This is a genomic window from Marinovum sp. (assembly GCF_048263515.1).
Classification (GTDB): Bacteria; Pseudomonadota; Alphaproteobacteria; order Rhodobacterales; family Rhodobacteraceae; genus Marinovum.
Genome location: NZ_JBLXEC010000022.1, coordinates 14,639 through 39,862 on the forward strand (window position 1 = coordinate 14,639; position 25,224 = coordinate 39,862).

At 66.0% G+C, this 25,224-nt stretch carries 25 protein-coding genes; 9 read left to right on the top strand and 16 right to left on the bottom strand.

Translation table 11 applies throughout. From position 1 onward, the window contains the following. The first annotated feature begins 82 nt into the window (after positions 1 to 82). Positions 83 to 763: a PAS domain-containing protein gene (locus tag ACN0SE_RS16960; RefSeq protein WP_417525718.1), complete on the top strand. Its 681-nt coding sequence runs from the start codon at positions 83 to 85 to the stop codon at positions 761 to 763. Positions 764 to 829: 66 nt separating this feature from the next. Here ACN0SE_RS16960 and ACN0SE_RS16965 read toward each other — a convergent pair whose 3' ends face one another. Beyond that, complete coding sequence (locus ACN0SE_RS16965) at positions 830 to 2,200, bottom strand: class II 3-deoxy-7-phosphoheptulonate synthase (RefSeq protein WP_417525719.1); 1,371 nt, start codon at positions 2,198 to 2,200, stop codon at positions 830 to 832. Between the two features lie 185 nt (positions 2,201 to 2,385). Between ACN0SE_RS16965 and ACN0SE_RS16970 the strand changes: the two genes are divergently transcribed. Then, entirely contained in the window at positions 2,386 to 3,387 is a 1,002-nt protein-coding gene (locus ACN0SE_RS16970; RefSeq protein WP_417525720.1) for a GlxA family transcriptional regulator, read from the top strand. On the opposite strand, the gene ACN0SE_RS16975 is transcribed toward ACN0SE_RS16970, so the two are convergent. Together ACN0SE_RS16975 and ACN0SE_RS16980 are read right to left on the bottom strand one after the other, a co-directional pair. Further along, complete coding sequence (locus ACN0SE_RS16975) at positions 3,384 to 3,797, bottom strand: hypothetical protein (RefSeq protein ID WP_417525721.1); 414 nt, start codon at positions 3,795 to 3,797, stop codon at positions 3,384 to 3,386. The two genes, ACN0SE_RS16970 and ACN0SE_RS16975, sit on opposite strands and share 4 nt — an antisense overlap. 65 nt (positions 3,798 to 3,862) lie before the next feature. After that, positions 3,863 to 4,951, bottom strand: a complete 1,089-nt coding sequence (locus ACN0SE_RS16980) for a PQQ-dependent sugar dehydrogenase (protein ID WP_417525722.1) — start codon at positions 4,949 to 4,951, stop codon at positions 3,863 to 3,865. A gap of 171 nt (positions 4,952 to 5,122) precedes the next feature. Between ACN0SE_RS16980 and ACN0SE_RS16985 the strand changes: the two genes are divergently transcribed. From ACN0SE_RS16985 to ACN0SE_RS17010, 6 genes are all read left to right on the top strand, one after another. Further along, positions 5,123 to 6,319 carry an ABC transporter substrate-binding protein gene (locus ACN0SE_RS16985; protein WP_417525723.1) on the top strand — a complete coding sequence of 399 codons (1,197 nt, stop codon included), beginning with the start codon at positions 5,123 to 5,125 and terminating at the stop codon, positions 6,317 to 6,319. A gap of 74 nt (positions 6,320 to 6,393) precedes the next feature. Then, entirely contained in the window at positions 6,394 to 7,170 is a 777-nt protein-coding gene (locus ACN0SE_RS16990) for an ABC transporter ATP-binding protein (protein WP_417525724.1), read from the top strand. 115 nt (positions 7,171 to 7,285) lie between these two features. Further along, positions 7,286 to 7,999: an ABC transporter ATP-binding protein gene (locus ACN0SE_RS16995; protein WP_417525725.1), complete on the top strand. Its 714-nt coding sequence runs from the start codon at positions 7,286 to 7,288 to the stop codon at positions 7,997 to 7,999. A 1-nt stretch (position 8,000) separates the two neighbouring features. Further along, positions 8,001 to 8,372, top strand: coding sequence for a hypothetical protein (locus tag ACN0SE_RS17000; RefSeq protein ID WP_417525726.1), 372 nt, complete (start codon positions 8,001 to 8,003; stop codon positions 8,370 to 8,372). 3 nt (positions 8,373 to 8,375) lie between these two features. Further along, positions 8,376 to 9,386, top strand: a complete 1,011-nt coding sequence (locus ACN0SE_RS17005; RefSeq protein ID WP_417525727.1) for a branched-chain amino acid ABC transporter permease — start codon at positions 8,376 to 8,378, stop codon at positions 9,384 to 9,386. Next, positions 9,383 to 10,687 (top strand): branched-chain amino acid ABC transporter permease, encoded by a 1,305-nt coding sequence (locus ACN0SE_RS17010; protein ID WP_417525728.1) that lies wholly within the window; start codon positions 9,383 to 9,385, stop codon positions 10,685 to 10,687. The genes ACN0SE_RS17005 and ACN0SE_RS17010 overlap by 4 nt, the downstream gene beginning before the upstream one ends. Before the next feature lie 223 nt (positions 10,688 to 10,910). Here the strand turns inward: ACN0SE_RS17010 and ACN0SE_RS17015 are convergent, their stop codons facing one another. After that, positions 10,911 to 12,449 carry a helicase HerA-like domain-containing protein gene (locus tag ACN0SE_RS17015; RefSeq protein ID WP_417525729.1) on the bottom strand — a complete coding sequence of 513 codons (1,539 nt, stop codon included), beginning with the start codon at positions 12,447 to 12,449 and terminating at the stop codon, positions 10,911 to 10,913. Between the two features lie 523 nt (positions 12,450 to 12,972). On the opposite strand from ACN0SE_RS17015, the gene ACN0SE_RS17020 reads away from it, so the two are divergent. After that, positions 12,973 to 13,644: an invasion associated locus B family protein gene (locus ACN0SE_RS17020; RefSeq protein WP_417525730.1), complete on the top strand. Its 672-nt coding sequence runs from the start codon at positions 12,973 to 12,975 to the stop codon at positions 13,642 to 13,644. Positions 13,645 to 13,699: 55 nt separating this feature from the next. Here the strand turns inward: ACN0SE_RS17020 and lpxB are convergent, their stop codons facing one another. From lpxB to frr, 12 genes are all read right to left on the bottom strand, one after another. Then, the gene (gene lpxB / locus ACN0SE_RS17025; protein ID WP_417525731.1) at positions 13,700 to 14,878 is read right to left on the bottom strand and encodes a lipid-A-disaccharide synthase; all 1,179 of its coding nucleotides are present in this window, start codon (positions 14,876 to 14,878) and stop codon (positions 13,700 to 13,702) included. Next, positions 14,878 to 15,681 (bottom strand): LpxI family protein, encoded by an 804-nt coding sequence (locus tag ACN0SE_RS17030; RefSeq protein WP_417525732.1) that lies wholly within the window; start codon positions 15,679 to 15,681, stop codon positions 14,878 to 14,880. The genes lpxB and ACN0SE_RS17030 overlap by 1 nt, the downstream gene beginning before the upstream one ends. 6 nt (positions 15,682 to 15,687) lie before the next feature. Continuing rightward, positions 15,688 to 16,479, bottom strand: coding sequence for an acyl-ACP--UDP-N-acetylglucosamine O-acyltransferase (gene lpxA, locus ACN0SE_RS17035; RefSeq protein WP_417525733.1), 792 nt, complete (start codon positions 16,477 to 16,479; stop codon positions 15,688 to 15,690). Further along, a complete protein-coding gene (fabZ, locus tag ACN0SE_RS17040) occupies positions 16,479 to 16,934 on the bottom strand; it encodes a 3-hydroxyacyl-ACP dehydratase FabZ (RefSeq protein WP_417525734.1) in 456 nt (151 codons plus the stop codon). Before fabZ ends, lpxA begins: the two co-directional genes overlap by 1 nt. A gap of 99 nt (positions 16,935 to 17,033) precedes the next feature. Beyond that, positions 17,034 to 17,762, bottom strand: coding sequence for an OmpH family outer membrane protein (locus ACN0SE_RS17045; RefSeq protein WP_417525735.1), 729 nt, complete (start codon positions 17,760 to 17,762; stop codon positions 17,034 to 17,036). Beyond that, complete coding sequence (gene bamA, locus ACN0SE_RS17050; protein WP_417525736.1) at positions 17,746 to 20,100, bottom strand: outer membrane protein assembly factor BamA; 2,355 nt, start codon at positions 20,098 to 20,100, stop codon at positions 17,746 to 17,748. Before bamA ends, ACN0SE_RS17045 begins: the two co-directional genes overlap by 17 nt. A 119-nt stretch (positions 20,101 to 20,219) precedes the next feature. Next, on the bottom strand, positions 20,220 to 20,348 hold the full coding sequence (locus tag ACN0SE_RS17055) for a hypothetical protein (protein WP_417525737.1): 129 nt from the start codon (positions 20,346 to 20,348) through the stop codon (positions 20,220 to 20,222). Positions 20,349 to 20,485: 137 nt separating this feature from the next. Next, positions 20,486 to 21,835, bottom strand: a complete 1,350-nt coding sequence (gene rseP / locus ACN0SE_RS17060; RefSeq protein WP_417525738.1) for an RIP metalloprotease RseP — start codon at positions 21,833 to 21,835, stop codon at positions 20,486 to 20,488. Between the two features lie 17 nt (positions 21,836 to 21,852). Then, entirely contained in the window at positions 21,853 to 23,025 is a 1,173-nt protein-coding gene (dxr, locus tag ACN0SE_RS17065; RefSeq protein WP_417525739.1) for a 1-deoxy-D-xylulose-5-phosphate reductoisomerase, read from the bottom strand. Further along, the gene (locus ACN0SE_RS17070; RefSeq protein ID WP_417525740.1) at positions 23,022 to 23,816 is read right to left on the bottom strand and encodes a phosphatidate cytidylyltransferase; all 795 of its coding nucleotides are present in this window, start codon (positions 23,814 to 23,816) and stop codon (positions 23,022 to 23,024) included. The genes dxr and ACN0SE_RS17070 overlap by 4 nt, the downstream gene beginning before the upstream one ends. 4 nt (positions 23,817 to 23,820) lie before the next feature. Then, positions 23,821 to 24,555: an isoprenyl transferase gene (locus ACN0SE_RS17075; protein ID WP_417525741.1), complete on the bottom strand. Its 735-nt coding sequence runs from the start codon at positions 24,553 to 24,555 to the stop codon at positions 23,821 to 23,823. 51 nt (positions 24,556 to 24,606) lie between these two features. Next, positions 24,607 to 25,170, bottom strand: a complete 564-nt coding sequence (gene frr / locus ACN0SE_RS17080; RefSeq protein WP_417525742.1) for a ribosome recycling factor — start codon at positions 25,168 to 25,170, stop codon at positions 24,607 to 24,609. Positions 25,171 to 25,224: the final 54 nt, after the last annotated feature.

A 25,224-nucleotide genomic window follows, 5' to 3' on the forward strand; every position in this document is an offset into this window, starting at 1 on the left:
GGAATTGGGTAACCATTGCCGCGCAAAGTGAAAGCCGCAACCTTTCAGGCGACAATGGGAGGGCGGAGTTGAGGAAGAAACCATGTCTTCACGTGACAGTCATCCCGGGGTGCCATTCGACGCATCCCAGGGTTCGGGCGGTGCGGCAGATGTCCTGCCGCTGAACGAAAAACTGCGGGCGAGCTGGTGCCGCCCGCTGCAACAGGTCGAGGCCTATTGGGAAGCGATGCGCGGCGGGCGCAACGTGCCGCCCCGGTCGGAGATCGATCCGCGCGGCATCGAGCACGCGCTGGAGTTTGCCTTCATCGCCGAGCAGGTCGCGCCGACGCATGCGCGGCTGCGCCTTGGCGGCACCCATCTGTGCGACCTGATGGGCATGGAGGTGCGCGGCATGCCGCTGTCGGCAATGATCGTCCCGGTCTCGCGCGAGCGGTTGTCGCATGCGCTGGCGCAGGTGTTTGCGGCCCCTGCGCGCGCCGAACTGTCGCTGATCGCCGAAAAGCGGCTGGGCAAGCCAGAGCTCTGCGGGCGCCTGCTGCTTCTGCCGCTGGTGGATGATTTCGGTGATGTGAACCGGGCGCTGGGCTGTTTCGTGACCGACGGCCCGGTTGGCCGCGCCCCGCGGCGGTTCGAGATCGTCCGGTCCGACGTGATGCCGCTGGGCGGCGGGTTGGCGGCGCCGGTGCCGCAGCGCGTTCCGCCGCGCAAAGGGGGCAGCGCCAGCCGGGTGCCCTATCTCACGGTGGTCAAGTCCGACAGCTGACCCCCTGACAGCAAAACGCCCCCGCAGATCGCGGGGGCGTTTCTCTGTGCAAGACAGTCAGTGTGCTCAGCCGGCCATGCTCGAGGCATTGGCGTCGCGGCGCGCCACCAGTTCCTCGGCCACGAGGAAGGCCAGTTCCAGCGACTGCGAGGCGTTGAGACGCGGATCGCAGGCGGTGTGGTAGCGGTCGGACAGGTCCTCTTCGGTCACCGCGCGGACACCGCCGGTGCATTCGGTCACGTCCTGGCCGGTCATCTCGAAATGCACGCCGCCGGGGATGGTGCCCTCGGCCTTGTGCACGGCGAAGAATTCCTTGACCTCGCGCAGCACGCTGTCGAACGGCCGGGTCTTGTAGCCGGTGGCCGACTTGATGGTGTTGCCGTGCATCGGATCGCAGGACCAGACCACGTTGGCGCCCTCTTCCTGAACCGCCTTGATCAGCCGCGGCAGGTGCTCGCCCACCGAACCTGCGCCAAAGCGCGCGATCAGCGTCAGCTTGCCGGCCTCGTTGTTGGGGTTCAGCTTCGACATCAGCACCTTGAGGTCATCGGCGGTGGTGGTCGGGCCGCATTTCAGACCGATCGGGTTAAGCACGCCACGGGCAAACTCGACATGCGCGCCGTCGGGCTGACGGGTGCGGTCGCCGATCCAGAGCATGTGGCCGGAGCCGGCCAGCCATTTGCCGGAGGTGCTGTCCTGACGGGTCAGCGCCTCTTCGTATTCCAGCAGCAGGCTCTCGTGGCTGGTGTAGAAATCCACCGTCTGCAGCGCGTGGTTGTTGTCGCTGGTCACGCCGGCGGCGATCATGAAGTCGAGCGCATCGGAGATGCGGTTCGCCATGTCGCGGTACTTTTCGCTTTCCTCGCGGTCGGTAAAGCCCAGCGTCCACTGGTGCACCTGATGCACGTCGGCATAACCGCCGGTCGAAAAAGCGCGCAGCAGGTTCAGCGTCGCCGCCGCCTGGGTGTAGGCCTGCAGCATCTTCTTCGGATCGGGAATGCGGCTTTCGGGCGTGAAGTCGAGCTCGTTGATGATGTCACCACGGTAGCTCGGCAGCTCCTGCCCGTTCTTGACCTCGGTCGGGGCCGAACGCGGCTTGGCGAACTGGCCGGCCATGCGGCCGACCTTGACCACCGGCACCTTGGCGCCGAAGGTCAGCACCATGGCCATCTGCAGCATCACCTTGAAGGTGTCGCGGATGCCGTCGGCCGAGAACTGCTGGAAGCTCTCGGCGCAGTCGCCGCCCTGCAACAGGAAGGCCTCGCCGCGCGACGCATCGGCCAGGCGGGCCTTCAACGTCCGGGCCTCGCCGGCAAAGACGAGCGGCGGATATTGGGCCAGCTGCGCCTCTACGGCGTGCAGGGCCTCCGCGTCGGTATACTCGGGCATCTGAACCCGGGGCTTGTTGCGCCAGTCAGATTTTTGCCACTCGCTCATCTCTACATCTCCGGTGGTTAGCGATATCGGAACGGCCCGCTTATACAAAGTCGAACCCAGAGTGACCATACGCGAATTGTCTGGGGCTTGACCTTGCCTAGGGCTTGGGTCCAACTGAGGCCACCTGTCCTTTTGCGACACATTAAAAGTCGAAAAGAGACCTCCACTTCAAAGGTCCGCCGCGAATGAACTCCAAGATCGAAGACGTTCAGGTTGACGCACCGGCCAAGCCGCGCCGGTTCGTCTTTGTGCTGCTCGAGAATTTCTCTCTGCTGCCGTTCTCGGCGGCGCTGGAATGCCTGCGTCTGGCCAACCGCATGTCCGGCAAAAGGCTCTATGACTGGCGCATTCTCGGCGAAGGCGGCGAGAGCCAGAGCTGCTCGGCCGGCACCTCGTTCCAGCTTCAGGGCGATCTGGAAGAGCTGCAGCGCGACGACGTGATCCTTGTCTGCGGCGGCATCGACATTCAGGCGGCCACCACCAAACGTCTGCTGAACTGGCTGCGCCGCGAGGCGCGCAAGGGGCCGGTGATCGGCGGGCTTTGCACGGGAAGCTATGCTCTGGCCCGGGCCGGTCTGCTCGACGGGCGCCGCGCCACGATCCATTGGGAAAACTACGACAGTTTCGCCGAGGAATTCGAGGATGTCGGCCTGTCGAAGATGATCTTTGCCATCGACGGCCCGCGCATCACCACCGCCGGCGGCACTTCGTCGCTCGACATGATGCTCAAGGTGCTGGCCGACGATCACGGGCCAGAGTTGGCCAATGCGGTGGCCGACCAGATGATCTATTCCTCGATCCGCACCGACCAGGACAGCCAGCGGCTCTCGGTGCCCACCCGCATCGGCGTGCGCCACCCCAAGCTAAGCCAGGTGATCCAGAAGATGGAGGCCAATATCGAGGAACCGATCAGCCCGTCGATCCTGGCCAAGGAGGTCGGCATGTCGACCCGACAGCTCGAGCGGCTGTTCCGGCGCTATCTGAACCGGAGCCCCAAGCGCTATTACATGGAACTGCGGCTTGAAAAGGCGCGCAACCTGTTGATGCAGACCGACATGAGCGTGATCAACGTGGCGCTGGCCTGCGGCTTTGCCTCGCCCTCGCATTTCTCGAAATGCTACCGGGCGCATTACAACACCACGCCCTACCGGGAACGCGGCTCGCAAGGGGCGCGGTCGGCGCCCTAGAACTTGGTATTCAGCTCGTCGAAATCGCTGTTGAAGTTGAAGCCAAGCGCGACGATCCCGTCCTCGCGGTCATGCAGCAGCAGGTAGACATAGATGTACTGCCCGCCGACCCAGAAGGCGATCAGCTCCTGCCGGAAGCCGTGGTCCATGTCGTGGCGGCGGATCAGGGCGACGTTCTCGAAATCGCGCGGATAGATCTCGCGCACCCGCAGTTCCAGCGCCTCGAGCTCGTCGGGATCGGACTGGTCGCCAAAGGCCGGCATGACCTCGGCGATGTCGCGGTTCTTGACCAGCGTGTCGAGCCGGGCGCGCAGCGCGAGGTAGTTGTCGTAGAACGCCTGGGTGTTCTGCGCCAGCGCCGGCGCTGGCAAGAGCGCAACGAGGACGGCGAGTCGTGCAATGAGCCTCATGGAAATCTCCCGGATGAATGTCGGGAGTTTGGCGCGTGGCACGCGTTGCGTCCAGTGTCTCGCGCCTAGCCGGGTGTCATCCGGTAGAGCGCGCCCTGCCCGACGCTGAGAAACCAGATCGACCCGTCCGGCCCTTCGCGGATGTCGCGCACCCGCTCGGTGGCGCCAGAGCCGATCTTTTCCACCTCGCGCAGCGGTGAGCCGTCGAGCCGCGCGATATAGTCGAACTTGAGCGAGCCGACAAAGAGATCGCCCTTCCACTCGGGCCAGAGCTTGCCGGAATAGAACATCATCCCCGAAGGCGCGATCGAGGGGTCCCAGTAATGCACCGGCTGCTCCATGCCGGGCTTTGACGTGCCCTCGCCGATCCGGCCGCCGGAATAATGCCGGCCATAGGCGATCACCGGCCAGCCATAGTTGGCGCCCTTGCGGATGCGGTTGACCTCGTCACCGCCCCTGGCGCCATGTTCGTTGACCCAGAGATTGCCCTGCAGATCCAACGCCGCGCCCTGCGGGTTCCGATGGCCGTAGGACCAGATCTCCGGCAGCGCATCAGCCCCGAGATCTGGGTTGCCCGGTGCCGGCGCGCCATCGCGGGTGATCCGCAGGACCGAGCCGTTGTGCCGCGACAGGTCCTGCGCCGCCGGCCGGTCGCCGCGGTCGCCGATGGTCAGGAACAGCGTGCCGTCGCGCGCCTCGACCAGCCGCGAGCCGAAGTGCTGACCCTTGCCGGTGGGCCGGGTCATCGAGAAGATCGTCCTGACCTGTTCCAGGCTCTTTCCGTCTTCGCTCAGCCGCGCGCGCAGGACGGCGGTCCCGGCATCGCGACCCTCGGGCTTGGCGTAGGACAGGAAGATCTCGCGCCGCTGGCGGAAATCATTCGGCACCAGCACGTCCAGCAGGCCACCCTGCCCCAGCGCCGCAATCGGCGGCAGGCCGGTGACGGTGGAATGGCTGCCGTCGCCGCCCACATGCAGCAGCTTGCCGTCCCGCTCGGTGATCAACAGCCCGCCACCGGGCAGAAAGCCCACCGACCAGGGCTCGTCGAGACCGCGCACCACGGCGGTGACCTCGACGGTGCCGGCGGATGTGCGCAGTGGGTCGGCGGCAAGCGGGCTGCCGGCCAGCAGCAGGGTCAGGATCAGGCGCAGCATGAAAACCTCCTTTGTTCTACCAATAGGATAGTGCACCGGTTTGCCGTACCCACAGTCATGATGTTTTCGTGAAGATCGTCCCATGACATGGCGGCAATCGGTCTTTTCTTCCCGCAAATCCGCGCATAGGCTGGCCGCCGGATAGTGTTATCCAATCAGGGAGACATCACGATGAAAAAGTTTTTGCTGGCAACAGCGCTGACCAGCCTGACCGCAATGACGGCGCAGGCGGCCAGCCATTCCGAGACGCTCAAGGTGGGGATCATCCTGGGCTTTACCGGCCCGCTGGAAACCCTCGCCCCGGCCATCGCGGCAGGCGCGGAAATGGCGCTGGAAGAGGTCAACGCCGCCGGCGGCATCCTCGACGGCAAGATGGCCGAAGCGGTCCGTGGCGACGGCACCTGTGCCGACGCGGCAGCAGCCACCGCCGCGGCCGAACGCCTTGTCACCTCTGACGGTGTCGCGGCGATCATGGGCGCCATGTGCTCCGGCGCCACCGGTGCCGTGCTGACCAACGTCTCGGTGCCCAACGGCATCCTGCAGATCTCGCCCTCGGCCACCTCGCCGGGCCTGTCGTCGATCGAGGACAACGGTCTGTTCTTCCGCATGGCCCCGTCCGACGCGCGCCAGGGTGAAGTGATGGCGCAGATCATCAAGGACCGCGGCATCGACAGCGTCGCCGTGACTTACACCAACAACGACTATGGCTCGGGCCTCGCCGACAGCTTCCAGCAGGCGTTCGAAGCGGCCGGCGGCTCGGTCACCCTCTCGACCAGCCACGAAGACGGCAAGGCGGATTACTCGGCCGAAGTCGGCTCGCTGGCCTCGGCCGGCGGCGACGCGCTGGTGGTGATCGGCTATGTCGACCAGGGCGGTTCCGGCATCATCCAGGCGGCGCTCGACACCGGTGCGTTCGACACCTTTGTCCTGCCCGACGGCATGATCGGCGACGCGCTCGAGAACAACTTCGGCGCCGACATCGACGGCTCCTTCGGCCAGAACCCCAGCGTCGAGAACGAGCGCGGCGACGAGTTCCTGGCCCTGGCGGAAACCGCCGGCTTCGACGGCACCTCGGTCTATGCCAAGGAAGCCTATGATTCGATGGCGCTGATCCTGCTGTCGATGGCGGCAGCCGGTTCGACCAATGGCGCCGAAGCGGCGGCCAAGGTGATGGACCTGGCCAACGCGCCCGGCGAGAAGATCTATGCCGGCGAGCTGGCCAAGGCGATCGAGCTGGTGTCGGCCGGCACCGACATCGACTATGTCGGCGCCTCCTCGGTCGAGCTGATCGAGCCCGGTGAAGCCTCTGGCGGTTACGTCGAGATGGAGATGAAGGACGGCAAGCTGGAAGAGATCGGCTACCGCTGATCCGCAGTTGACGTCACAAGACAGAGACAGCCCGGCAGAGCGCCGGGCTGTTTTGCCACGAGGGGGATGATGGCGTGATCCGGGTTGAGAACCTGCACAGACATTTCGGCGGCTTTCACGCCGTGGACGGCGCGACTCTGGAGATCGAGAAAGGCTCGGTCACCGCGTTGGTGGGGCCCAACGGCGCCGGAAAGACCACACTTTTCAACGTGATCGCCGGGGTTCTTCCACCAACCTCCGGCAAGGTGTACATGGACGAGGAAGACATCACCGGTCTTGCGCCACATGTGTTGTTTTCCAAGGGCTTGCTGCGCACCTTTCAGGTGGCGCATGAATTCAGTTCGATGACCTGCCGCGAGAACCTGATGATGGTGCCGGGCGGGCAATCCGGCGAGGTGCTCTGGAACACATGGTTCGGCCGGCGGCGGATTGCCGAGGAAGAGCGCGCGCTGCGCGCCCTGGCCGACGAGGTGCTGGACTTCCTGACCATCTCGCATCTGGCCGATCACCCGGCGGGCGCGATTTCCGGTGGTCAGAAGAAGCTGCTGGAACTGGGCCGCACGATGATGGTCGACGCGCGCATCGTCTTTCTCGACGAGGTCGGCGCCGGGGTGAACCGCACCCTGCTCAACACCATCGCCGACGCGATCCTGCGGCTCAACAAGGAGCGCGGCTATACCTTCTGCGTGATCGAGCACGACATGGATTTCATCGCCCGGCTCTGCGATCCGGTGATCGTCATGGCCGAGGGCAAGAAGCTGGCGCAGGGCACGATCGCCGAGATCAAGGCAAACGAACAGGTGATCGAGGCCTACCTCGGCACCGGGTTGAAGAACAAGGAAACGGTGTGATGGCAGCAGCGTTGCGCAAGCGAGGGGCCAGCCCCTCGCGCTCCCACAACATGCGAGGGGCCAGCCCCTCGCGCTCCCCGAGGGTATTTCCGGCAAGAGGAAGGAGGAGCGGGGCGTGGCTGAACCATTTCTGATCGGCGAGGCCATGACCGGCGGGTATGGCAAGGGCCCGGATATTCTGCATGAGTGCACCATCGCGGTCGAGAAAGGCGAGATCGCGGTGATCGTCGGCCCCAATGGCGCCGGCAAGTCGACCGCAATGAAGGCGGTCTTCGGCATGCTCGACGTGCGGTCCGGCGCGGTTCGGCTGGACGGCCAGGAGATCACCACGCTCAGCCCGCAGGACCGGGTGGCGCGGGGCATGGGGTTCGTGCCGCAGACCAGCAATATCTTCGGTTCCATGTCGGTGGAAGAGAACCTCGAGATGGGCGCTTTCATCCGCCGCGACGACATTCGCGGCACCATGGAGCAGGTCTACGAGCTGTTCCCGATCCTGCGCGACAAGCGCAACCAGGCGGCGGGCGAGCTGTCTGGCGGTCAGCGCCAGCAGGTCGCCGTGGGCCGTGCGCTGATGACCAAACCGCAGGTGCTGATGCTGGACGAGCCGACGGCGGGCGTCTCGCCCATCGTGATGGACGAGCTTTTCGACCGGATCATCGAGGTGGCACGCACCGGGATCTCCATCCTGATGGTGGAACAGAATGCCCGCCAGGCGCTGGAGATCGCCGACAAGGGCTATGTGCTGGTCCAGGGGCGCAATGCCCATACCGGCACCGGCAAGGACCTGTTGGCCGACCCAGAGGTTCGGCGCAGTTTTCTGGGGGGCTGAGGTGACGTGGCATTTCCTGATGTCCGGGTCCGCGGCGCTGGTTCTGCTGGCCCAGGCGGCCGCGGCGGCGCCGGAAGCACGCGCCTGCCGGTTCGAGCGGCAGATCTACGAAGGGGTGAGCCGCGCGGTCCTGCTGCATGCAGACATCGACAGTGACGGGGCGCGCGCCTCGGTGCTGGTCGGCAATGGCCGGCGCTATGCCGGCCGCCAGACGCGCAACAGCGCCGGGGCGAGCGCGGTCTCCTTTGCGACGGATGTGTCGCGCGAGATCATGACAATCGCGCCAGGCGGCGAAACGCTCTGGCAGATCAATTTCAACGACGGCAAGACAATGGCCTATGCCGGCCATTGCGGGCCGATCCGCAAGAGGTAGCCGATGGACATACTGAACGCATTGGTGGTTCTGGCCAATTTCGTCCTGATCCCGGCCGTGGCCTATGGCGCGCAGCTGGCGTTGGGGGCGCTGGGGGTGACGCTGATCTATGGCATCCTGCGGTTTTCCAACTTTGCCCATGGCGACACCATGGCCTTTGGCGCCATGGTCACCATCCTGGTGACCTGGCTCTTGCAGGGCTGGGGCGTAAGCCTGGGGCCGCTGCCCACCGCCCTGCTCGCCCTGCCCTTCGGCATCCTCGGCTGCATGGCACTGGTGCTTTTGACCGACCGCATGGTCTATCGCTTCTACCGGTCGCAGCGGGTCAAGCCGGTGATCCTGGTGATCGTCTCGATGGGGGTGATGTTCGTCTACAACGGCGTGGTGCGCTTCATCATCGGCGCTGATGACCAGCGTTTTGCCGATGGCGAGCGCTTCATCATCTCGGTGCGCGATTTCAAGGAACTGACGGGGCTGGACGAAGGCCTGGGCATCCGCACCACGCAAGGTCTGACCGTGGTGACCGCGGTGATCACCGTGGCAGCGCTGTTCTGGTTTCTCAACCGCACCCGCACCGGCAAGTCGATGCGGGCCTATTCCGACAACGAGGACCTAGCGCTCTTGTCGGGCATCAACCCCGAGCGGGTGGTGATGATCACCTGGCTGCTGGTTGCGGCGCTGGCGACGATTGCCGGCACGCTTTACGGTCTCGACAAGACCTTCAAGCCCTTCACCTATTTCCAGCTGCTGCTGCCGGTCTTTGCCAGTGCCATTGTCGGCGGGCTGGGCTCGCCGCTGGGGGCCATTGCCGGCGGCTTTGTCATCGCCTTTTCCGAGGTCGGCATCACCTATGCCTGGAAGAAGGTGGCGGAATACCTGCTGCCCGAGGCCTGGGCGCCGGAGAGCCTGCTGCAGCTGCTGGGGACGGACTACAAGTTCGCCGTGAGCTTCGTCATCCTGGTGATCGTGCTGCTGATCCGGCCCACCGGTCTGTTCAAGGGGAAATCGGTATGAGCCAGACTGTGAAAACCCTCGCGCTCTTTGCCTTTGTGGCGCTGCTGATCATCGGCACCGGCGTGGTGCAGAGCTGGAACTCGGCGCTGCTCATTCTCAACATGGGGCTGGTCTCGGCGCTGATGGCGCTGGGGGTGAACCTGCAATGGGGCTTTGCCGGGCTGTTCAACGTCGGTGTCATGGGGTTCGTGGCGCTTGGCGGGCTGGCAACCGTGGTGATCGCCATGCCGCCGGTCAAGGAGGCCTGGGAGGTCGGCGCCACCGGCGTGCTGGCGGCGCTGGCCGTGGGGGCCGCGACCCTTGCGCTGGCGGTCTGGCTGACGCGCAGGATGGCCAAGGGCTGGCTGCGGGCGCTGGTGATGCTGGCGGTGCTGGTGGCGGGCTTCGTGATCTATCGCGGGCTGTTCGACCCGGCGGTCGATGCGATCGAGAGCATCAACCCGGCGCTGACCGGATACCTGGGCGGTCTGGGTCTGCCGATCGTGCTGGCCTGGCCCGTTGGGGGGCTGTTTGCCGCGGCCGCCGCCTGGGTGATCGGCAAGACGGCGCTGGGGCTGCGGTCGGACTACCTGGCGATTGCGACGCTGGGGATTGCCGAGATCATCATCGCGGTGCTCAAGAACGAGGATTGGCTGGCGCGTGGGGTCAAGAACGTGATCGGCCTGCCCCGGCCGGTGCCGAACGAGATCGACCTGCAGAATGATCCGGAGTTCGTGGCGCGTGCCACCGATCTGGGGATCGACGTCACCACCGCCTCGACGCTCTACGTCAAGCTCGGCTACGGGCTGATGTTTGCCGCGGTGCTGATCCTGGTTCTGGTGCTGGCGCAGCTGGCGCTGAAGTCGCCCTGGGGCCGGATGATGCGCGCGATCCGCGACAACGAGGTGGCGGCGCGGGCGATGGGCAAGGATGTCACCGCGCGGCACCTGCAGGTCTTCGTGCTGGGCTCGGCGATCTGCGGCGTGGCCGGGGCGATGATGACGACGCTGGACGGTCAATTGACGCCGGCGTCCTATCAGCCGCTGCGCTATACCTTCCTGATCTGGGTGATGGTGATTGTCGGCGGGTCCGGCAACAACTTCGGCGCGGTGCTGGGCGGGTTCCTGATCTGGTTCCTCTGGGTGCAGGTCGAGCCGATCGGGGCTGCGGTGATGGACCTGGCGACCGCCGGCATGGCGGATGGCTCGGCGCTCAAGGCGCATCTGCAGGGCTCGGTGCAGCACATGCGGCTGCTGACCATGGGGGTGATCCTGCTCTTGGTGCTGCGGTTTGCGCCAAGGGGGCTGTTACCGGAGCGGTGAGCTTTGCTCGGCCCGGGTCAGAGATTGAGCCGGGCCAGTGGCTGCCCGCGGGGTGCCGCTGCTCCGGGTGTTCGGCAGCGCTTTATGTCCGACAGATCCGGATAACCTCTGATTGACGCGCTAGCGTCAGCCAAGCGGCAGCCCGGGGGGCGGGCAGCCGCTGGCCCGGCGGCCTTCGGCCTTGTTCCGGGCCGGGACTTCGGAAGTGAGCTTGCGGAACCGTCTACCGCCCCTTGAACAGCCCGCCCAGGATGCCGCGGACGATACGGCGACCGGTGGTGCCCTTGAGCTCCTTGATCACCGCCTGGGTCATCGCCTCGCCGATCGAACCGCCAGTGCTGCGCCGGCGCGAGGTCGAGCGGGTGACGCGCGTTCCGGAATAGCGCCGCCCGGCGCGGTATTCGCGCTCGGCCACCTCGGCCGCCTCTTCCCGGCGCTCGGCCTCTTCGGCCGCTTGCGCCGCCTCTTCGGCCCGTTTCGCCAGGATCTCGTAGGCCGAATGCCGGTCCTGCAGCGCATCGTATTTCCCCGCCACCGGCGAGCCCGCCATCACCTGCGCCCGCACCCCGGCCGCAAGCGGCCCGAGCTGCGACGACGGCGGCCGGATCAGTGTGCGCTCTGCCATCCCCGGCACGCCCTTCTTCTGCAGCATCGAGGTCACCGCCTCGCCGACGCCGACCTCGCGGATCGCCTCTTCGATGTCGAAACGCGGGTTGTCGCGATAGGTCTCGGCGGCCATCCGCAGCGCCTTGCGGTCGCGGGCGGTGAAGGCGCGCAGGGCATGCTGGATGCGGTTTCCGAGCTGGCCCAGGATGTCCTCTGGCACGTCATCGGGGTTCTGGGTGATGAAGAAGACACCGACGCCCTTGGAGCGGATCAGCCGAGCCACTTGTTCCACCTTGTCGACCAGCGCCGGCGGCGCACCGTCGAACAACAGATGCGCCTCGTCGAAGAAGAAGACCAGCTTCGGCTTGTCCGGATCACCGACCTCGGGCAGCTCTTCGAAGAGCTCGGACAGCAGCCAGAGCAGGAAGGTGGCGTAAAGCCGGGGCGAGGCCATCAGCGTATCGGCGGCCAGGATGTTGATCCGTCCCCGTCCCTCGGCGTCACAGGTCATCAGGTCGCCCAGCTCGAGCGCCGGTTCGCCAAAGAGCCGCGCGCCGCCCTGGTTTTCCAGCACCAGTAGCCGTCGCTGGATCGCGCCGATCGAGGCGGTGGAGATATTGCCGTAGCGCAGTGACAGGTCCTTGCGGCTCTCGCCGACCCAGACCAGCAGCGCTTGCAGGTCCTTGAGATCGAGCAGCGGCAGCCCCTGTTCGTCGGCCAGGCGGAAGGCGATGTTGAGCACGCCTTCCTGCGCCTCCGACAGCTCCAGCAGGCGCGAGATCAGCAGTGGCCCCATCTCTGACACCGTGGTGCGCACCGGGTGGCCCTGTTCGCCGAAGAGGTCCCAGAAGGTCACGGGGAAGGCCTGATAGGCGTAGTCGTCGAAGCCGATCTTGGCGGCACGCTCGGCGAAGGCCTGGTGCAGCTTGAACCCCTCGCTGCCGGCGGCGGCAAGGCCCGAGAGATCGCCTTTGACGTCAGACAGAAAGACCGGCACACCGGCATTGGAAAAGCCCTCGGCGAGGATTTGCAGGGTCACCGTCTTGCCGGTGCCGGTGGCGCCGGCGATCAGGCCGTGACGGTTGGCATAGCCCAGCGCCAGCCCCTGCCGTTCGCCATACTCCGGCCCGCCGCCGCCGATGAAAATCTCTGCCATGCCCTGCATCCCCCTGACAAAATCGCGCCCGGTGCGCAAAAAACGCCCGGGCAACCCTAACTTAACCTTTCTGCGTCACTGTGGGCAATGTCCGGTGCGGGGCAATCGCCTTTTGCCGGATTGACTTCCTCCCTGTCAGACTGGGCCGTGCCTGCAAAGGTACGGCCTTTTTTCGCGGACCTCGCGTCAGCAAACCAAAGCGCTTTCGAGCCGGACCCCGAAAAAGTGAAAACTTGCCTGTTGACCGAAGCCAAAATTATTCGTAGCGTCCGGGCAATGACTAAGTCGGCCAGTCCGACGGGGAGCAAGAAAAATGGAAAAGGGGCCGGTTCAACGGCCTCTTTTCTTTTTTCCGCCAAGGGGTTGGCTCCGATGCGTTGACATCTCTTCACGGATATATGCACGATTACGCCCAAGCGGATGGCGAAGACAGCCTGACAGGGCCGAGCCCGCATGCTAAGCGCTCGATGCAGGATGGAGCCGACCCATCCAACCGACGACATCTCAACCAGAGGGGGGCAAGATGCCCAGAATTCTTTCCTTCATGCCTTTGATCGCCCTGTTGGCCGCCACGGCCCCGGTGATGGCGCAGGAGACCGCAGCGGATGACGCCGCGGAAGCAACCACCGAAACCGAAGCGCCCGCCGAGGCCACGCCAGAGGCCGAGGCCGAAGACGCAGCACCCGCCGCAGAGGCCGCCACAGGCGACACCGTCGAGGCCGAGAGCGGCGAGCCGGCGCTGGGCCAGACCTATGTCAAGGAAGAGGTCGGCGACTGGGAGCTGCGCTGCATCCGCACCGAGACGCCCGAGAGCGACCCCTGCCAGCTTTACCAGCTGCTGAAAGAGGGTGACGGCAATCCGCTGGCCGAGATCTCGCTGTTCCGCCTGCCCAAGGATTCCAAGCTGCCGGCCGGGGCGACGGTGATCGTGCCGCTCGAGACGCTGCTGACCGGTCAGCTCGGCATCTCGGTCGACGGCAACCAGCCCAAGAGCTATCCCTTCTCGTTCTGCAACCGCCAGGGCTGCTACGCGCGGATCGGCCTGACCGCCGAGGATGTCGCCGCCTTCAAACGCGGTGCGGCAGCCAAGGTGATGATCCGGCCCTTCGCGGCGCCCGATCAGGTGGTCGCCTCGACCATGTCGCTCAAGGGCTTTACCGCGGGCTACGACAAGGCCAGCGTGATCAACCAGTAAGCTTGAGCGCCCCTGCTGAAATCCGAAACGCCGCCCTTGATCGGGGCGGCGTTTTTCATGTCTCGGGGCTGTTGTCCGGGCTGCGGCCCAACCCGTCCAGCACGGCACGGGCGGCGCGGATGCCGGGCGGCTCCTGCCCCTGCCCCAACCGCTCCATGGTCAGCGCCATGGCATGGGCCTGCGCCTCCGGCGCCTCGGCCAGCGCCAGCACCGCCTTGGCGATCTCGGCGGGCACACAGGCCTTGCCGACGAACTCCGGCACCGCGCGGGTGTCTGACACCAGGTTGACCAGCGTCACCGTGTCGACGCGCAGCATTCGGCCGATGATCTGCCGCGACAGCCAGTTCATGTCATAGGCGATGACCATCGGCGTGCCCGCCGCCGCCAGCTCCAGCGAGACCGTGCCGGAGGCCGCCAGCGCCAGGTCACCGGCGCGAAAGGCCGCGCGCTTCTCGGCCTGCGCGCCTTCGGCCGCGCCGTCGAGCACCAGCGGCGCGCCGGGCCAGTCGGCCACCGCCGCCTGCACCATGCCCACCACCGGCCCCGCTGCCGGCACGACTATGCGCATCTCGGGGCGCTTGGCGCAGACCGCGCGCAGAACCTCGCCAAAGACCGGTCCCATGCGCGCAACCTCGCTGCGGCGCGAGCCGGGCAGCACCAGCAGCATCGGCGCGGAGTCCAGCCCGTGGCGATTGCGAAACTCCGCCGCCTCGGCCTCGCTGGCCACCGGATCGGTCACCACCGGGTGGCCGACGAAATCGCAGCGCATGCCGGCGGCCTGCATGTAGGGCGGCTCGAACGGCAGCAGCGCCAGAACCTGGTCGATATGTTTGGCCATCTTGGCGGCGCGCCCCGGACGCCAGGCCCAGACCGTCGGCGCGACGTAATGCACCGTGCGGATCGAGGAGCGCGCCTTGACGATTTTCGCCACGCGCAGGCAGAATTCCGGCAGATCGATGGTCACCAGCACGTCGGGCTGCGCGGCGATGGCGGCCTCTGCGGCTTCGTTCACCCGGCGTTTCAGCGCGGGATATTGCGACAGGATCTCGGTCAGACCCATGATCGAGATGTCGTCCATCGGAAAGATGCTGTCGAGGCCCGCCTCTTCCATCCGCGGCCCGCCGACGCCGATGAATTCGACCTCTGCCTCGGGCATCAGGCTGCGAAAGCCCGCCATCAGCGCCGCGCCCAGCTTGTCGCCCGAGGGCTCTCCGGCGATCACGAAGACCCGCATCAGGGCGCCTCTGCCAGCAGGAACAGCCCGGCCTCTTGCGCCGCCGCGATCAGCGCCTCGCGCTCGATAAGGACGACTTGACCGGCAGCAATTGCGATGCCGCGCAGCCCGGCCTTGGCGGCGCCGCGCACCGTCTCGGGACCGATGGCGGGCATGTCGACGCGCAGGTCCTGGCCCAGCTTGGGGCGTTTGACCAGCACACCGCCGGTGCCGCGCAGGTTCGCGGGCGTCTCGGCGACAAAGCGCAGCATGGCGTCGGTGCCCTGCTGCGTCTCGATCCCCAGCGCGATGCCGGTGTCGACCACCGCGCTCTGGCCCACGTCGAGTGGCGAGAGGGCGGCGAGGATCTCGCGGCCCCGGGTGATGTCGGCACGCGCGGCCTCGTCGGGCTCGGTGCCAGCAAGCAGTCCCGCAGCGGCGGTCAGATCGGGAAGCAACTCATGCGCGCCGATCACCGCGAAATCGGCCTCTTCGAAGACCGAGATCACCAGCCGCACCAGCGCATCGTCGCCGCCCTGCAGCGCCGCCAGAAGCCGTGGCGCCAGCGCCTGCATGAAGGGATCGAAGGCGCCGGGATCGAGCGGCGGGCGGCCGACGCCACCGGCCAGCACCAGCCGCGTGATGCCGCGCGCCTTCAGGTCGTCGAGCAGCGCGCCGAAGGCCTCGAACCCGTGCTGCGCGCCTGCGCGCGGCAGATCGGTCTCGACACCGTCGAAGGCCACGCAGAGCGCCTGCGGATACGCCTCGGCCAGCGCCCGGGGCATCGCCCCGCGCCCGGCCAGGATGGCCAAATCGCCAGACATGCCGCCTCAGCCTCCGGGGGTCAGGTAGTGACGGTCGCTGTCGCCGAGGATGAAATCGACGATCTCGCGCACATAGTCGCTCTGGGTTTCGGCGCCCAGCCTTTGGGCGCGCTCGACAAAGGCGCCCTCGCCCTGCGCCAGCATCTGGAACGCCGCCCTCAGCGCGGTGATGTCCGACCGTGCCACGCCGCGCCGCTTGAGACCGACGAGGTTGAGCCCGTCGAGCTTGCCGCGCGGGGCCTGCACCAGACCGTGCGGAATGACATCGTTGGTCACCATGGTGACCGCGCCGATGATCGCGCCGTGGCCGATGCGCACGAACTGGTGCACGCCGGACAACCCGCCGATGATCACCTCGTCCTCGATGATGCAATGGCCGGCCAGAGCGGCGGAATTCACCACGATCACCTTGTTGCCGATCTGCACGTCATGGGCGACGTGACAGCCGGCCATGAACAGCCCGTCATCGCCCACCCGCGTCACGCCACCGCCACCGGCGGTGCCGGTGTTCATCGTCACATGCTCGCGGATGCGGTTGCGCTTGCCGATCACCAGCCGGGTCTCTTCACCGGCGAACTTGAGGTCCTGCGGGATCTCGCCGATCACCGCGAAGGGAAAGATCACCGTGTCCTCGCCGATCTCGGTCACGCCGGTCACCACCACGTGGCTTTTCAGCTCGACCCGCGGCGCCAGGGTGACCTTGGGCCCGACGTGACAGAACGGGCCGATGCGGCAGCCGATGCCGATCTCGGCGCCATCCTCGATCACCGCGCTGGGATGGATGAAGGTCTCGGTCATCAGATATCCATCATCGCGGTGAATTCGCATTCCGCCGCCATCTCGCCATCGACCGTGGCCACGCCCGAGAATTTCCAGACCTTGCCGCCGGGCTTGCCGCGCTCGGTCCTGACGTTCATCTCGAGCACGTCGCCGGGGATCACCTTGCGGCGGAACTTGCACTTGTCGATCGCCATGAAGTAGATCAGCAGGTCCTTGTCGGCCAGATCCATCGCCACGCCGATCATCACGCCGGAGGTCTGCGCCATCGCCTCGACGATGGTGACGCCGGGCATGATCGGGGTGCCGGGGAAATGGCCCTGGAAATGCGGCTCGTTCATGGTGACATTCTTGATGCCCTTGGCCGATTTGTAGCCGTCGATATCGACCACCTTGTCGACCAGCAGGAAGGGATAGCGGTGCGGCAGAATGCGCTGAATCAGCTGGATATCCGCGGTTTTGAGTGTCTCGGTCATTCTTTCGTCCTTCTTCGTCCTGTGCGGTGCCCGAAGGCGCGCGGCTCCTGCCTTGTCCCTAGCAACCGGGGGGCGTCACGGCAAGCGTTCCGGCGGCGCTCACTCCACCGGGGCGGGCCGGCTCTCGGTAGGCTCGGCGCTCTCTTGCGGCTCTGACGCGGCGTCGGGAACGCTGACGCCGGGGGGGCTGTCGGGCTGCGGCTCTGGCGGGCGTTCGGGCACGGTTTCGTCGACCGCCGCATCGCCCGGCGCACGTTCGGCAAAGGCCGCGTCCAGCCGCTGCGCGGTGATCCGGCTCACGTCGATGGCATCGTTGAAGACCAGAACATTGCGCTTTTCCACCACCAGCACCGCGCCGGCATCCAGCATCAGCTGGCCGAGGATGGGAAAGGCGGTCTGGCGAAATTCGAGCCGGGCATTGGACTGATCGCGGTTCAGCTCCAGCGCGCGGGCATCCTGGGCGGCGCGCAGGGCCTGGACCTTGGCATCAAAGGCATCGGCCAGCGTCCGGAACTCGGCCGCCGGCAGCGTCGCGCGTTTTTCGGTCAGCAGCTTTTCCTCGGCCGCCATCTCGAGGTCGATGCGGGCGATCTCATCCGCAAGCTCGCGGCTGCGGGTCTCGAACTCGCGCAGGATCTCCTGGCCGCGGTCGGACTGGCGAAAGACCTCGTCGAAATCCACCACCAGCACCGGCGATCTCTGCTCGGTGTCATCGGCGGCCAGCACAGGCCCCGGCGCCAGCAGCGCCAGGGCCAGAAGCCCCCGCGCCACGGCACGCCGCAGCGCCTGTGCCCGGCCCGATGGCGCCGGATCAGAAGCTGGTGGCAAGCGTGAACTCGAAGAAGCGATCCTCGTCATGTTCTTCTTTTTTCAGCGTCTTGGTGAAGTTGAACCGCAGCGGCCCGATGGCCGTCGTCCAGAACAGCGACGCCCCCACCACGTGACGCGCCGCAGGCTCGTCATGCACCACGGAATGGCCGGCAGAAGTGGTCGTCGTATTGTCGAGCCCCCAGAGCGAGCCCACATCGTAGAAGACACCGCCGGACAGGCCGTATTCCTCTGGCAGACCCAGCGGGAACTCGGCCTCGAGCCGGGCCACCGCGTAGTAATTGCCGCCGAGCGCATCGTTCACATCTGGGCCGATCTCGCGCGGGCCGATGCCGCCGGGTTCAAAGCCGCGCATCCGCGACGAGCCAAGCGAGAAGCGGTCGATCACCCGGCTGTCGGTGTCGCCGGTCCAGAGCGCGCCGCCCTCGATCACCGCACGCAGGGTGACCTCTTCGTTGCGCACCTTCTTCTGGCCGATGGCGCGGGCGGTCGTGGTGACCGATTTGACGTCGCCGCCCAAGCCGTTGAAATCCTGGCTGAACTGCAACCGCACGCCGGCGGTCGGATCGAGCCCGGTGTCAATGGTGTCATAGGTGTAGGTATAGCCCAGACCGCTGGAATAGAGCGGGCCCTGCGCCACCTCGGCGCTAAGGATGTCGCCCAGATCGCTGCCGGCGTTGAGCATCTCGGAATAGCGCGCGGTGTAGCGGGTTTGCAGCGTGCTGTATTCCGCCACCGGGAAGGTCAGGCTGGTCGAGAACCGGCCGATCGCGGTGTCGTAGCTGTCGTCATACTGGTTGTCGGTCTCGGAATAGCTGAGCCCGATGCCGAAGCGCAGATCGCGGTTCAAAAATGCCGGTTCCGCGAAGTTGAAGGCGTAGCTGGTGCTGCCCGACGCGGTCGAAACCTCGACACCCAGCGCCTGACCACGGCCAAGGAAGTTGCGCTCGCTGAACGACAGGTTGACGCCGAAGCCGCCATCGGTGGAATAGGTGCCGCCAAAACCGATCGAGCCGGTGGGCGCCTCGTCGACATCGACGTCGATGATCACCTGCTGCGGGGTGGAGCCTTCGCGGGCGTTGACGTCTGCCTTGCTGAAGAAGCCCAGCGCGCGGATGCGTTCGGCCGATTCACGCACTTCGCGCGGGTTGAAGGGGTCGCCCTCGACTACCTTGAACTGGCGCCGCACCACGCGGTCGAGCGTGGTGGTGTTGCCCTCGATATCGATCCGCTCGATGAAGATCCGCGGTCCGCGCGACAGCACGAATTCCACGTCCAGTTCCAGCGTGCGGTCATTGCGGGTGATGCGCGGCTCGACACGGATGAAGTTGAGCCCGCGGCGGTTGGCGAGGCGCTCCATCCGGGCGATCTCGCTCTCGACCAGTGCCGGGGAATAGACCACGCCGGGGCGGATGCGGATGATCTCGGCAAAGTCCTGCGGATCGACATCCGGCAGGTCCGAGGTCGCGGTGACCTGGCCGAAGGTGAACTGCTGGCCTTCCTGCACGTTGAAAGTGACGAAATAGCCGTCACGCTCTTCGGCGATCTCGGCATTGACCGAGTTGATGCGGAAATCGACATAGCCGCGCGACTGGTAGAAATCGGTCAGCACCTGCTTGTCGAACTCGATCCGGTCCTCGACAAAGCTGTCGCGACGGATGATCGCGCGGAACAGACCGGCCTGCTTGGTGCCCAGCACCCGGCGCAGACGGCGGTCGGAATAGACGTTGTTGCCGACGATCGAGATCCGCTCGACCTCGATCACCCCGCCCTCGAGGATCTCGAAGGCCAGGTCGACGCGGTTGTCAGAACGGCGGATCAGCTTGGGCGTCACCCGTGCGGCGGCGCGGCCCTGTTCGGCATAGGCCTGAACGATGGTCTCGGCGTCACGCTCGGCGGTGGCGGCGTTGAAGACCTTGCGGGATTCAGAGGTCACCAGACCGGCAAGGTCCTCGTCCTTGATCCGCTGGTTGCCCTCGAACACGACGCGGTTGATCGTCGGGTATTCGGTGACGCGGATCACCAGCTTGTTGCCCACCGGCACGATCTCGACCTCTTCGAAGAGACCGGAGCCGAGGATGCGCTGATAGGCATCGTTCAGTTGGGCGGCGGTGACGGTCTGGCCGCGGGCAATGCCCGCGTAGCTCAGGATCGTCGCCGGCTCGATGCGCCCGGCGCCCTCGATCGACACTTCGGTAAAGGTGTAACTCTGCGCCAGCGCCGGCATCGGCACCAGCGTCGCCTCGACGGCGATTGCCGCCGCGCTGGCAAACAGGACAGATTTGACCGCTTTTGCTGCCGCACGTTCGTTGACGCGCGTTCCCACTCGATTTTTCATGAGCCAATCCGTTAACTTCCCACGTCTTGGTAGGTATCGGGATCATGGCGGGTTGTCAAAAGCATGCAACCCCGCAAAGCGAGGAATTTTCCGGGTGTTGCCACAAAATATGGGTGTGATCAGAGAAAAGTCGCCAGATATCCGCTCAGCATCAAGGCGCCAGCCATCGTGCCGACAAACAGAATCCGGTCGGTGTTGAGCTGCGCGATCAGGCGCAATCCGCGGTATCCCTGGGCCAATGTCTGCATTTTTCCGCTCTTTCTCGGGTGTTACGAAGAAGAGCCTAGCAGGCGAATTGGGCAAGATTAGGGCATGTGCCGAAAGCGCCGGTGCCCCCCTGCCTGTGCACAGGCGCGGGTGCCCCGGCGGCTCGGCGATCCTCTGCCTAGGGGCAGAGGATCAGGTCATTCGAGAGCGAAAAGACCATGACGGACAGCACGATGCCCAAACCGATGGTCATCAGCACGCCCAGCACCTTGTCATGCGGCGGACGGCCGACCACGGCCTCGTAGGCATAGAACACCAGATGGCCGCCATCGAGCACCGGGATCGGGAAGAGGTTGAGCAGCCCCACCGCCGCCGAGAGCACCGCGACGAACCACAGGAAGTTCGAGGTGCCCTGCGCTGCCATCTGCCCAGAGGTTTCGGCAATGCCCACCGGGCCCGAGAGATTGCAGCTCGAGATCTGGCCGGTGATGATGTGCCAGAGCCCCGAGACCGAGCCCTTCATAATCGCCCAGGTCTGCAGCACGCCGCCCTTGAGCGCATCGCCCACGCCGGGGGCCGAGGTGGCGGGCTCGAAGAACAATCCGCCGACGACACCGACGCGCCAATGGGTGACAAAGCCGCCCTCGGCGCCGGGTTCGTCCACGCGGCGCGGCGCCAGGGCAAATTCCAGCACCTCGCCATCACGCCAGACGTCGAGCAGCAGCGCCCTGCCCTCCGAGGTTTCGACCTTTTCCTTGATCTGGTCGAAGGTGGCGATCTCTTCGCCATCGACCGAAAGGATCACGTCGCCGGGCTCCAGCCCGACGTCATAGGCGGCCGAACGCGGCACCAGCCGGGTGACATTGGGCGGATAGGGATACGGCCCGGTCACCGTGATCTCGTCACCGTCGCGCAGGATGCGGTAGTCGAGGTCGTTCGACGGCGGCAGCGCCGCCACGAAATTGGCAAAACCCTGGCTGTCGCTGAAGTCCGGCACGTCCTGGCCCGCGACCGAGAGCAGAACATCGCCCTCCTGCAGCTCCTGCGTGGTGGGCATCGGGCGCAGCTCGCCCACGGTCAGCGGCTCCGAGATCACGCCCCGGGTCAGGAACAGCGCCGAGAACAGCACGAAGGCCAGCACGAAGTTGAAGATCGGCCCGGCAGCGACGGTGGCGGTTCGCGCCCAGAGCGGTGCGCCGGCCATGGTGGTGCGGCGGTCGGCCTCGCTCATCTCGGCCAGCGCGGCGTCGTCCTTGCCGGCCGAGGCCGCATCGGCGTCGCCGCGAAACTTGACGTAGCCGCCCAGGGGCAGTGCCGCGACCTGCCAGACGGTGCCGTGCTTGTCGGTGCGCTTGAACAGCACCGGCCCGAACCCCAGCGAGAAGACATCCGCCTTGATCCCCGACCAGCGGCCCACGATGTAATGGCCGTATTCGTGGATGGCGACGATGATCGACAGGGCCACCACGAAGGCCGCCAATGTGAACAACGTGCCGCCGAATTGCGGAATCAACTGCGAGATATCCAAGCCGCCCTACCTTTGTTTTATGTTTTGTCCCGGATGACCCGGTCTGCTTCTTTCCGTGCCAAATGGTCTACGCGCGCGACGTTATCAAGGGTCATTGCGGCGTCAATGAGGCCCGGTTGACCTGACAATCGGGTGAGCACCTCTTCGACCACCTCGGCCATCCGGGTAAAACCGATGTCATGGGCGATGAAGCGATCGAGCGCGCGCTCCTTGGCGGCGTTGAAGGCCGCCCCGGCCAGCCCGCCCATCGCCATCACCTCGCGCGCGAGCCGCAGCGCCGGCCAGCGCTTTTCGTCAGGCGCGCGGAACGACAGCGTGGCGATCTGTGCCAGATCCAGCCGTTCCACCGGCACCACTCCGCGTTCGGGGTAATGCAACGCAAAGCCGATGGCATGGCGCATGTCTGGCGGTCCGACGTGCGCCATCAGCCCGCCGTCGCAGAAGCCCACCAGCGCATGCACCAGGCTTTCGGGGTGGACCAGCACCTCGATCTTGTCAGGCGACAATCCGAAGAATTCTCGCGTTTCAATGACTTCCAGCGCCTTGTTGAACATCGAGGCTGAATCGATGGTGATCCGCTGGCCCATGTCCCAGTTGGGATGGGTCGCCGCCTGCTCCGGCGTGGCCTTTTGCAGGTCTTCCAGCGGCCAGTCGCGGAAGGCGCCGCCCGAGGCAGTGATGATCACCCGTTCGACCGCCGCGATATCCTCGCCGATCAGCGCCTGAAAGACCGCCGAATGTTCGCTGTCGACCGGCAGCACCCGGCCGCCGTGGGCCTTGGCCGTGGCGCTGACCAGTGCGCCGGCACAGACCATGCTTTCCTTGTTGGCCAGCGCCAGTGTCGCGCCATGTTCCAGCGCCCTGAGCCCCGGCGCCAGCCCCGCCGCGCCGACAATTGCCGACATCACCCAGTCGACCGGGCGTGCTGCTGCCTCGATCAGCGCGGTCGCCCCCGCCGCCGCCTCGATGCCGGATCCGTCGAGCGCCGCGCGCAGGTCGTCGAGCCGCCCGTCATGCGCTGTGACAGCCAGCTTCGCGCCCAGCCGCCGCGCATCGGTGGCGAGCTGCCTGATGTTGTGACCGCCGGTCAAGGCTTCGACCTGATAGCCCTGCGGATCGCGGGCAATCAGGTCGATGGTGTTCTGTCCGATAGAGCCGGTCGCGCCAAGAATGGAGACGCGTCGCGTCATGGCGTGCCCCCGGCGGGAAAGATCAGGAACTGCGCCACCAGCAGCAGGAAGAGCGCCGCGCCCAGCATGCCGTCAAACCGGTCGAGCAGCCCGCCGTGGCCCGGGATCAGCGTCGAGGCATCCTTGACGCCAACCCGCCGCTTGACCGCGCTTTCGGCGATGTCGCCCATCTGCGAGGCCATGGAGACCGCGATCGACACGCCGATGACGCTGGCCGTGGCGGTACCGGACAGCCAGTAGATCAGCCCGATCAGCGCCGCGCCGATCCAGCCGGCGACGGTGCCAGACCAGGTCTTCTTGGGGCTGACGCGGGGCCAGAACTTGGGACCGCCGATCATCCGCCCGGCGAAATAGCCCGCCACATCGGTGACCACGACCACCAACACCAGCCACATCAGCCAGGCCATGCCGTAGTCCTGCCGCAGCGCCACCATGCCGAAGGACGCCAGCAGGATCGCCGCCGAAAAGGTCATGAAAACCGTGCGATGTGCCTTGAGCTGGCTGAGACCCACGAAGGCCGGCGCCATCAGAAGCGGCAGCGCAAAGCCCGCCGGGATCACCCCGCCGACCAGCAGGCAGAGGCCCGAAAGTCCCGCCAGCATCAGCGCCTGCTGCGAGCCGCCGCCGATCAGCCGCACCAGTTCCCAGATCATCGCGCCGCCGATCAGCGCGACCAGCGCGCCGAAGACCCAGCCGCCGATCCAGATCGCCACCAGACCGACGCCGACCATCACCACGGCCGAGCCGAGGCGCACGATCAGGTCATCCCATTTGCCGCTTTTGTCAGCCATGATCTCAGACCTTTACTGCGCCGAAGCGGCGCTCGCGTTTGCCATAGGCGCCGACCAGCCTGCCGAATTCCTCGCGGGTGAAGTCGGGCCAGAGCGTGTCGATGAATTCGTATTCCGCATAGGCCGATTGCCAGAGCAGAAAGTTCGAGACCCGCGCCTCGCCGCTGGTGCGGATCACCAGGTCGGGATCAGGCAGCACGCAGGTATCAAGGTATTTCGGCAGGGTTTCCTCGTCGACGCTTTCGGGATCGAGCTTGCCGTCGCGCACGTCGCGGGCCAGCCGCTTGGTGGCGCGGGCCACCTCGTCCCGGCCGCCGTAGTTCAGCGCGATGGTGAGGTTGGTGCCGGTGCATTCCGCGGTCAGCGCCTCGGCCTCGTCCATCAGCGCGCGCAGCTTGGCGTCGAGCTTGACCCGGTCGCCGATGAAGCGGACCTGAACGTTTTCACGCCGGAACGCCTCCATCTCCTTGTGGATGTAGCGCCGGAACAGGCTCATCAGCCCCGCGACCTCGGTCTGGGTGCGTTTCCAGTTCTCGGTCGAGAAGGCAAAGATGGTGACGTATTTCACCCCGAAATCCGGGCAGGCCTCGACGATCTCGCGCACCCGACGGGCGCCGGCCTGGTGGCCGAACAGCCGCGGCCGGTGGCGCAGCTGCGCCCAGCGGCCGTTGCCGTCCATGATGATCGCCACATGGCGCGGGCCGCGGTGCGTCTCCGGATGGTTTGCGTCGCGCGCCATTGATCCTCCGTAGGTGTCGAACCGGCCCCGCAGGCGGGGCGGCAAGGTCGCTCAGACCTGCATGATCTCGGCTTGCTTGGTCTCGAGCGCTTCGTCCACCTTCTTGACATAGGTGTCGGTCAGCTCCTGGACAGCGTTTTCCCAGAATTTCTGGTCGTCCTCGGAGAGGCCATCGGACTTGGCCTTCTTGATCTGCTCCATGCCGTCGCGGCGGATGTTGCGGATCGACACGCGGGCGTGCTCTGCGTACTGCCCGGCCACCTTGGTCAGGTCGCGGCGGCGCTCTTCGTTGAGCTCGGGGATCGGCAGCATGATGATGGTGCCGTTGAGCTGCGGGTTGATGCCCAGACCGCTTTCGCGGATCGCCTTTTCGACCTTGCCGACAAGGCCCTTGTCCCAGACGTTGATGGTGACCATGCGCGGCTCGGGCACGTTGACGGTGCCGACCTGGTTGATCGGCGTCGGGCTGCCATAGGCATCGACCATCACCGGCTCCAGCATCGAGGCCGAGGCCCGGCCGGTGCGCAGCGAGGCGAACTCGGTTCTCAGGCTGGCCATGGCGCCCTGCATGCGGCGCTCGAGATCGTCGGTATCAAGAATGAAATCGTCGGACATTCTGCTCATTCCCCTTGGGTACAGGCGGTATTTCCCGGGTCATAAGACATTGGA

What these genes read in the sequence shown, in the direction of transcription:
- ACN0SE_RS16960 (WP_417525718.1), top strand. Translation starts at nt 83, where the DNA reads ATGTCTTCACGTGACAGTCATCCCGGGGTGCCATTCGACGCATCCCAG.
- ACN0SE_RS16965 (WP_417525719.1), bottom strand. Translation starts at nt 2,200, where the DNA reads ATGAGCGAGTGGCAAAAATCTGACTGGCGCAACAAGCCCCGGGTTCAG.
- ACN0SE_RS16970 (WP_417525720.1), top strand. Translation starts at nt 2,386, where the DNA reads ATGAACTCCAAGATCGAAGACGTTCAGGTTGACGCACCGGCCAAGCCG.
- ACN0SE_RS16975 (WP_417525721.1), bottom strand. Translation starts at nt 3,797, where the DNA reads ATGAGGCTCATTGCACGACTCGCCGTCCTCGTTGCGCTCTTGCCAGCG.
- ACN0SE_RS16980 (WP_417525722.1), bottom strand. Translation starts at nt 4,951, where the DNA reads ATGCTGCGCCTGATCCTGACCCTGCTGCTGGCCGGCAGCCCGCTTGCC.
- ACN0SE_RS16985 (WP_417525723.1), top strand. Translation starts at nt 5,123, where the DNA reads ATGAAAAAGTTTTTGCTGGCAACAGCGCTGACCAGCCTGACCGCAATG.
- ACN0SE_RS17005 (WP_417525727.1), top strand. Translation starts at nt 8,376, where the DNA reads ATGGACATACTGAACGCATTGGTGGTTCTGGCCAATTTCGTCCTGATC.
- ACN0SE_RS17010 (WP_417525728.1), top strand. Translation starts at nt 9,383, where the DNA reads ATGAGCCAGACTGTGAAAACCCTCGCGCTCTTTGCCTTTGTGGCGCTG.
- ACN0SE_RS17015 (WP_417525729.1), bottom strand. Translation starts at nt 12,449, where the DNA reads ATGGCAGAGATTTTCATCGGCGGCGGCGGGCCGGAGTATGGCGAACGG.
- ACN0SE_RS17020 (WP_417525730.1), top strand. Translation starts at nt 12,973, where the DNA reads ATGCCCAGAATTCTTTCCTTCATGCCTTTGATCGCCCTGTTGGCCGCC.
- lpxB (WP_417525731.1), bottom strand. Translation starts at nt 14,878, where the DNA reads ATGCGGGTCTTCGTGATCGCCGGAGAGCCCTCGGGCGACAAGCTGGGC.
- ACN0SE_RS17030 (WP_417525732.1), bottom strand. Translation starts at nt 15,681, where the DNA reads ATGTCTGGCGATTTGGCCATCCTGGCCGGGCGCGGGGCGATGCCCCGG.
- lpxA (WP_417525733.1), bottom strand. Translation starts at nt 16,479, where the DNA reads ATGACCGAGACCTTCATCCATCCCAGCGCGGTGATCGAGGATGGCGCC.
- fabZ (WP_417525734.1), bottom strand. Translation starts at nt 16,934, where the DNA reads ATGACCGAGACACTCAAAACCGCGGATATCCAGCTGATTCAGCGCATT.
- bamA (WP_417525736.1), bottom strand. Translation starts at nt 20,100, where the DNA reads ATGAAAAATCGAGTGGGAACGCGCGTCAACGAACGTGCGGCAGCAAAA.
- ACN0SE_RS17055 (WP_417525737.1), bottom strand. Translation starts at nt 20,348, where the DNA reads ATGCAGACATTGGCCCAGGGATACCGCGGATTGCGCCTGATCGCGCAG.
- dxr (WP_417525739.1), bottom strand. Translation starts at nt 23,025, where the DNA reads ATGACGCGACGCGTCTCCATTCTTGGCGCGACCGGCTCTATCGGACAG.
- ACN0SE_RS17070 (WP_417525740.1), bottom strand. Translation starts at nt 23,816, where the DNA reads ATGGCTGACAAAAGCGGCAAATGGGATGACCTGATCGTGCGCCTCGGC.
- ACN0SE_RS17075 (WP_417525741.1), bottom strand. Translation starts at nt 24,555, where the DNA reads ATGGCGCGCGACGCAAACCATCCGGAGACGCACCGCGGCCCGCGCCAT.
- frr (WP_417525742.1), bottom strand. Translation starts at nt 25,170, where the DNA reads ATGTCCGACGATTTCATTCTTGATACCGACGATCTCGAGCGCCGCATG.